We start from the raw sequence: 7,445 nt of genomic DNA, 5'->3' as shown, positions 1-7,445 counted from the left end.
GGGGTGGGTGTCGGCGTGGGGGTTCCGACGCAGCCCGGGGTGGCCTGCGGCGGCAGCGGCACGCGCCAGATCCGGGTGTCGTTCTCCGAGCCGACCAACAGGTTCGCGCAGTCGGCGTACGTGAGCGTCTCGCCCTGCGGCTGGGCCGGCAGCGCCACGTCGGCGAGCCTGTTCCCCGCGGTGTCGTACACGGTGGCGGTATTGGCCCCCAGGGGTCCGCCGCTGCGCAGGGCGTACGAGGTCCCCGACGGGGAGAAGGCCCCGTCGGTCGTGAACACCGGGCCCGACCGGACCGGGGAGAGGGTGTTGAGCTGTCCGGCCACGGGCGGCAGCGGGGCCTTGTACAGCTTGCCCGTCGCGCCGATGAGTTTGGTCGCGACGTAGAGCTGCCCGGTGACGGGGTCCGCGAGCAGGGACTCCGCGTCGTGTCTGCCGTCGGAGTAGGCGAAGCGGTGGCTGGTCGGGGTCACGGACGCGTCGGCGAGCACGTCCGGTTCGGCGAAGGCGTGCACGGTGATCTCGCCGCGGCCGGCGAGGTTGTCCCCGATGTCGCCGACGAGGATCACGGGGGATCCCCCGGCGTCCTTGCCGATGGCGAGGCCCTCCCAGTCGGTGTTGGCGACCCCGGTGACGGTGTAGGTCGCCACGAGTCGGCCGGATGTGGTGTTGCAGTCGACGGCGAAGACCTGGTTGGTGTTGCCGCTGTCGTTGACGGCGTAGAAGACGCCCGGATGCCTGCGGCTCATGGCGAGACCACTGAGTTCGGTCAGACCGCCGGGCAGGACGCACGCGGTCTCGGGGGCCGGCGCGGCGGCCGGCGCCGCCGGGTCGGGGGCCGCCCGGATCGTGGAAGCCGTGGCGGCGGCCCGGGCGGCGGCCGGCAGGGCGACGGCGAGGACGGCGGTGGCGAGGGCCGCCGCCCATGGTGTTCCACGGATGGCTGACATGCGCACCATGGGAGGGGACAACGGATGCCGACACCAGGGTCAACGCCGCCCCGTTTGAGCATGGTTCAATGCCGAACCGACATGTCTCGCGGTCCGCAAGGCCTGTTCCGGTCAGGGTGCGGGCTCGCGTACGGGCGCCTTGTGCAGGGCGTGCGCGATGAAGGCCCGGGCCGCGCGACTCAGGGGGCGCCGCGTGTGGGCGATGCCCACCGGGCGCAGCAGTGGCGGGGTGAACGAGCGGATCTCGGCGCGGCTGCCGAAGGCCCTGGAGACCACGTCCCGGTACCAGATGAGCGAGCCGCGCCCGTCCGTGACCCCGGTGACCCAGGCGAGTCGTTCGTCGACTTCCAGTCGGGGCTCGGGGCGCACGCCGAGGCAGCTGAACATGGCCTCCATCTCGGTCCGTCGGCCGGTGCCCGGGCACGGCAGCACCATGGGCAGCCCGTCGAGCACCCGGAACGGCACCGGGTCCGGGAGTAGGGAGCCGATGGGCGAGATCAGCACCACTTCCCGTTCCTGGATGTGGTGTGTGGACAGCTCCTGGTCGATGGGCAGGTCGACCAGCGCCAGTTCGGCGGTGCCGCCGGTGAGTTCCTGGACCAGGGCCTCCCGGCTGTCGCGCTGCCGGACCCGGACGTCCACCCCGGGGTGCCGCCGGGTGAAGGAGGGCACCAGTTCGGCGGCCAGGTCCAGGGCCAGGGTCGGGGTGGCGACCAGGTGGAGGGTGGTGCGCACGGCGTCCCCGTGACCGGTGCCGATGTCGTCGATCGCCTCGACGGCGTTCAGGACGGTGCGGGCCAGTCGTACCACCCTGGACCCCTCCGGGGTGAGCTCCACGCCCCGGCCCCGGCGGGCCAGGAGTTCCACGCCGAGATCGCGCTCCATGGCCTGGACGGCCCGGGACAGGGCGGACTGGGCCACGAAGACCGAGGCGGCCGCGCCGGTGATGGAACGGCAGTCCGCGACGGCGACGAGGTAGCGAAGCTGCGCGAGTGTGGGGGTCATGACCGGACGGTAACCGGGCGATGCCGTACCTGTAAGGGGCAGCATGATGAACAACTCCCGCGCCCCGGTGCGCCGTTCATGCCCGGGTGGCGAGAAGGCATACCGGCACGGCATGACCCCGCACGCCGGCTCTCCCCGCACGTGCCCCCGGACCCGGCCCGCGGGGCGGGGATCTCCGCAGGCCACCGGCGGGCGGGGGTGCGGGGCGGAGCGGGCCCGGACGGTCGCGAACCGGCCGGCGGGTCCGGGGGGAGCGAGAGAACCCACTCCGCATGCCGGTTGACAGTGCACGGTCATCACCGCACGATGCATCGCGGCGCCGGGGATTTTGACCACCGCTCAAGCCCGTCCGAACCGTCGACGGGTCACCCGGCCGCGGCACGCACCGCGCCGGCGGAGTCGTCGACCGGCGTGTTCCCCCGTCCTGCCCGCACGGCCCGCACCCCCACAGCACGGCCCGTACGGCCCACGCGTCGCCCCGCACGACACCGCGCCCCGCAGGGCCTCGCGCGCCCCACCGCGAGGCGCCGGTGCGCGCACCGGGCCACGTGACACGACACGTCCGGCACGACCTCACACGGCACGGCACGGCACCACGGACCGCGCACCGCGGACCGCGCACCACCGCCCGCGCAGCAACCGCACCGCACCGGAACGCACCGGAAGAAGGAGCGCCCGTGACCCCCCACCCCGCGCAGCCCCCCGCCACCCGTGACCTGGTCATCGCGGCCGGACCCTTCGAGGAGCCACACCCTCGGATCGTCACCGCCGCCGAGCGCGCCGGGGCCCTCGGGCTGCTCGACCTCGGCCGGGACCCCGAACCGGCGCGGGCCGCCTTCGCGGAGCTCGGGCGGCGGCTCGACGGCCGGCCGTACGGGGTGCGGGTACCGGTGGGCTGTCCGCTGGGCCCCGGGGAACTTCCGGCCCAGGTGGACACGGTGTTGCTCGCCGATGTCGCGGAGCACACCCCGGGTCGGGTGGCCGCCTGGGCGGCGGCCCCCGGATCCCCCCGGGTCTGGGCCGAGATCACCGGCCCCGGGGAGGCACGGGCGGCGGTGGCGGCCGGGGTCGGGGCGATCGTGGCCAAGGGGCACGAGGCCGGCGGCCGGGTGGGCCCGACCACCACCTTCGTCCTCCTCCAGCGGCTGCTGGCCGGCCCCGGACCGGGGGTGCCCGTCATCGCGTGCGGGGGCATCGGCCCGCACACGGCGGCGGCCGCCGTCGCGGGCGGGGCCGCCGGCGTGCTGGTCGACGTACAACTGGCCCTGACCGTCGAGGGGGTGGCCGGCCTGCCCGCGGAGGTCGTGGCCGCGCTGCGGGCGATGGACGGTTCCGAGACCCGGCTCGTGGACGGGCACCGGGTGTTCGCCCGGCCCGACCTGCCGCCGCCCGACGGGCCGGCGGCGCGTCTGCTCGGGGCCCGGGACCTGCGGACGCAGTTGCTGCCCGTCGGTCAGGACGGGGGCGTGGCGGACCGGCTGGCCCGAAGGCACCGCACCACGGGCGGGGTGCTCCGGGCCGTCCGGTCAGCCGTCGCCGGCCACATCGGGGATGCCGCCCGGTCGAGACCGCTGCTCGGGTCCCGGGTGGTGGCGCAGGGCCCGATGACCCGGGTCAGCGACCAGGCGGCGTTCGCCGAGGCGGTGGCCGCGGCGGACGGCGTGCCCTACCTCGCGCTCGCCCTGACCCGGGGGGCGCAGGCGCACCGGCTGCTGGCCAAGACCGCGGAGCGGCTCGGGGACCGGCCGTGGGGTGTGGGCCTGCTCGGCTTCGCCCCGCCCGAGCTGCGCCGGGAGCAGCTCGCGGCCGTGGCGCGGGTGCGCCCCCCGTACGCGATCATCGCCGGCGGCACCCCGGCGCAGGCGGCCCCGCTGGAGGCGGCCGGCACGGTGACGCACCTGCACGTCCCCTCGCCCGGACTGCTGGAGCGGTATCTCGCCGAGGGGGCACGGCGGTTCGTCTTCGAGGGGTCGGAGTGCGGCGGGCACGTCGGGCCGCGCGCCTCGTTCCCGCTGTGGGAGGAGCAGATCGAACGGCTGCTGTCCTGCGCCGAACCGGCCGGGCTGGACGTCCTGTTCGCGGGTGGCATCCACGACGAGCGGTCCGCCGCGATGGCGGTGACGGCCGCCGCTCCGCTGGCCGCCCGGGGGGCCCGCGTCGGCGTACTGATGGGCACCGCCTACCTGTTCACCCGGGAGGCGGTGGCGGCGGGCGCGATCCTGCCGGGCTTCCAGCGGACGGCGGTGGAGTGCGAGGAGACCGTCCTGTTGCACACCGCGCCGGGCCACGCCACCCGCTGCGCGCAGACCCCGTACGCGGTGACGTTCGAGGAGACCCGACGGCGACTCGCCGAGGACGGAACCGAACCGCGCGAGATGTGGGAGGAGTTGGAGCGGCTGAATCTGGGCCGGCTCCGGATCGCCGGCAAGGGGGTGCGTCGGGGTACGGCCGGCCTGGAACCGGTCGGCGAGCGGCAGCAGTTGGCGGACGGGCTGTTCATGCTCGGCCAGGCCGCCACCCTGCGCTCCGCGACCACGACGGTGGCCGCGCTGCACGCCCAGGTCACCCGGGGGGCGACGGAGTTCCTGGACCGGCGGGCCGCCGAGACGGCCGGAGCGGCCGAGGAGGAGGCCGGTCCCGTCGCCGAACCGCTCGACGTCGCCATCGTCGGAATGGCCTGCGCCTACCCGGGGGCGCCGGGGCTGGACTCGTACTGGTCGCAGATCCTGGCCGGCCGGGACGCCGTCACCGAGGTCCCGGTCGAGCGGTGGGACCCGGGGCTCTACTACGATCCCGACCCGGCCCGGGCCGGGGAGCGCACCCCTTCCCGCTGGGGCGGCTTCCTGGCGCCGGTGCCGTTCGACGCCCTCGCCCACGGCATTCCGCCGACCTCGCTGGCCGGGATCGAACCGGTGCAGCTCCTGGCCCTGGAGATCTCCGCGCGGGCGCTCGGCGACGCCGGGTACGGCCGGGGGCGGGAGTTCGACCGTTCGCGGACCTCGGTGGTCTTCGGCGCCGAGGCGGGCACCGAGCTGGCGGGCGCGTACGGGTTGCGCGCGCTGTATCCGGCCTATATGGGCGAGCTGCCGCCCGCTCTGGACGAGCAGTTGCCCCGGCTGACGGAGGACTCCTTCCCCGGCATCCTCGCGAACGTGATCGCGGGGCGGGTCGCGAACCGTCTCGACCTGGGCGGCGCCAACTGCACCGTGGACGCGGCCTGCGCCTCCTCGTTGGCCGCCCTCGACCTGGCCTGCCGACAACTGCGCGACGGTGACAGCGACATGGTGGTGTGCGGCGGCGCCGACGTGCACAACGGCATCAACGACTACCTGATGTTCGCCTCGGTACGGGCCCTGTCGCCCGGCGGCCGTTGCCGGCCCTTCGACGCCGCCGCGGACGGCATAGCGCTCGGCGAGGGGGTGGGCGCCCTGGTGCTGAAGCGGCTGGCGGACGCGGAGCGCGACGGTGACCGGGTGTACGCGGTGATCAAGGCGGTCGGCGCGTCGAGCGACGGCCGGTCGCTGGGGCTGACCGCGCCCCGACCGGAGGGGCAACGCCGGGCCCTGGAACGGGCGTACGCGCGAGCTGGCGTCACCCCGGCCGACGTGGGGCTGATCGAGGCCCACGGTACCGGGACCGTGGTCGGCGACAGCACCGAACTGGCCGTACTGAGCGAGCTGTTCACCGCGTCGGGGGCCGAGCCGGGATCGTGCGCCCTGGGGTCGGTCAAATCGCAGATCGGCCACACCAAGTGCGCGGCCGGGCTGGCCGGGCTGATCAAGGCCGCGTGGGCCGTGCACACGGGAATCCGACCCCCGACCGCGCATCTGAGCACGCCGAACGCGGCCTGGCGGTCCGAGGACGGCCCGTTCGTCTTCGACACCGAGGCCCGGCCGTGGGCGGTGCCGGTGGAACGGCGGATCGCGGGCGTCAGCGCGTTCGGCTTCGGAGGCACCAACTACCACGCCGTGCTTGCCGGTTACGGTGGCGCGCAGGAGCCGGGCCACGGGCTGGAGGAGTGGCCTGCGGAGCTGTTCTGCTTCCGGGGCGAGGACCGGCGGGCCGCGGGGCGGGCGATGGCACGGCTCGCCGCCCGGCTGGAGGAGAACGACGCGGCCGGCCGGCCCTGGGCCCTGCGGGACCTCGCGGCGGAGGCCTGCATGTCCGGCACCGGACCGGTGCGGGTGGCCGTGGTCGCCGCCGACGCGGACGAACTCGCGGTCAGGTTGGAGCAGGCCCGCGGCTTCGCCCCCGGCGCGGGGGTCCACGTACGGGCGGAGGCGGCCGACCCGGGCGGGGTGGCGTTCCTCTTCCCCGGGCAGGGCAGCCAACGCGTCGGAATGCTGGGGGACTTGTTCATGGCGTTCCCCGCCTTGCGCGGGCTGCTGGACGAGGCCCCCGACGGGGTGGCGGGCGCGATGTTCCCGCCGGCCGCGTTCACCGCGCCGGCCCGGTCCGCCCAGCGGGCGGCCGTCACAGACACCCGGGTGGCCCAGCCCGCCCTCGGGCTGGCCGGCGCCGCGGCGCACCTGCTGCTCGGCCGGTTCGGCGTCCGGCCGGACTGTGTCGCCGGGCACTCGTACGGGGAGCTGACCGCGCTGTGGGCGGCGGGCGCGTACGACACGGCGAGCCTGGCGCGGCTGAGCACGCGCCGGGCCGAGGCGATCCTGGCGGCGGCCGGGGCGGATCCCGGGGCCATGGCGGCGGTGTCCGCGGCGCCGGGGGAGGTTCGGGACGTCGCGGCGCGGGCCGGGTGCGTGGTGGCGAACCACAACGCGCCCCGGCAGTGCGTGATCTCCGGCCGGACGGAGGCCGTGGCCGAGGCGGTGGCCGCTCTCCGGGCGGCCGGACTCGCGGCCGAACTCCTGCCGGTGGCCTGCGCGTTCCACAGCGAGGTGGTGGCCGGGGCCGAGTCCGCGCTCGCCGCCGAACTGGCGGCGACGGCGGTGTCCGGGCCGACCGTCCCCGTGTGGTCGAACACCACGGCAGCCCCGTACCCGGCCGACGCCGAGGGGGTGCGCGGCCTCCTGGCGGGTCAGGTGGCGCGGCCGGTCCGGTTCGTCGACGAGTTGGAGGCCATGTACGCGGCCGGCGTCCGGACGTTCGTGGAAGCGGGGCCGGGCCGGGTGCTGTCCGGTCTGACGGCCCGGATCCTGGGCGATCGTCCGCACACGGTGGTGCCGTTGGACGTGCCCGGCGAGCACGGTCTGGTCCGGCTGGTCACCGCGCTGGCCGAGCTGGCCGCGGCCGGGGTCCCGATCGACCCCGAAGCCCTGTTCCGCGGCCGGACCGCGGCGCTGCCGGACCGGGCGCCGCGACGCCCGGGCTGGCTGGTGGACGGCCACCTGGTCCGCACCTCGGCCGGCACCCCGATCCCGGGCGGCCTCCGCCCCGCCCACCGCATCCCCCGACCGGAGGCACCGATGAGCCCGCAGAGCGCCGCCGACCAGAACGGTTCCCCCCTTCCTCCCCTTCGCCCCCGCCCCGCCCGCC

3 protein-coding genes are annotated in these 7,445 nt (G+C 76.0%); 1 reads left to right on the top strand and 2 read right to left on the bottom strand.

Annotation, left to right across the window (positions count from 1 at the left end; translation table 11 throughout):
* Nucleotides 1-947 (bottom strand): hypothetical protein (locus tag ADK55_RS07705; protein WP_159041307.1); only part of this gene is annotated, 947 nt, incomplete at its 3' end.
* A 111-nt stretch (nt 948-1,058) separates the two neighbouring features.
* Nucleotides 1,059-1,952 carry a LysR family transcriptional regulator gene (locus ADK55_RS07700; protein WP_053676723.1) on the bottom strand — a complete coding sequence of 298 codons (894 nt, stop codon included), beginning with the start codon at nt 1,950-1,952 and terminating at the stop codon, nt 1,059-1,061.
* Nucleotides 1,953-2,629: 677 nt separating this feature from the next.
* Between ADK55_RS07700 and ADK55_RS07695 the strand changes: the two genes are divergently transcribed.
* Nucleotides 2,630-7,445 (top strand): type I polyketide synthase (locus ADK55_RS07695; protein WP_234349941.1); only part of this gene is annotated, 4,816 nt, incomplete at its 3' end.

The organism is Streptomyces sp. WM4235 (genome assembly GCF_001279725.1).
GTDB lineage: Bacteria > Actinomycetota > Actinomycetes > Streptomycetales > Streptomycetaceae > Streptomyces.
The sequence above is the reverse complement of the archived record's forward strand: the minus strand, read 5'-3'. Positions and strand labels throughout refer to the sequence as shown.

Bases quoted from the DNA above. Each gene is read 5' to 3' on its own strand.
- ADK55_RS07700 (WP_053676723.1), bottom strand. From the start codon at position 1,952: ATGACCCCCACACTCGCGCAGCTTCGCTACCTCGTCGCCGTCGCGGAC.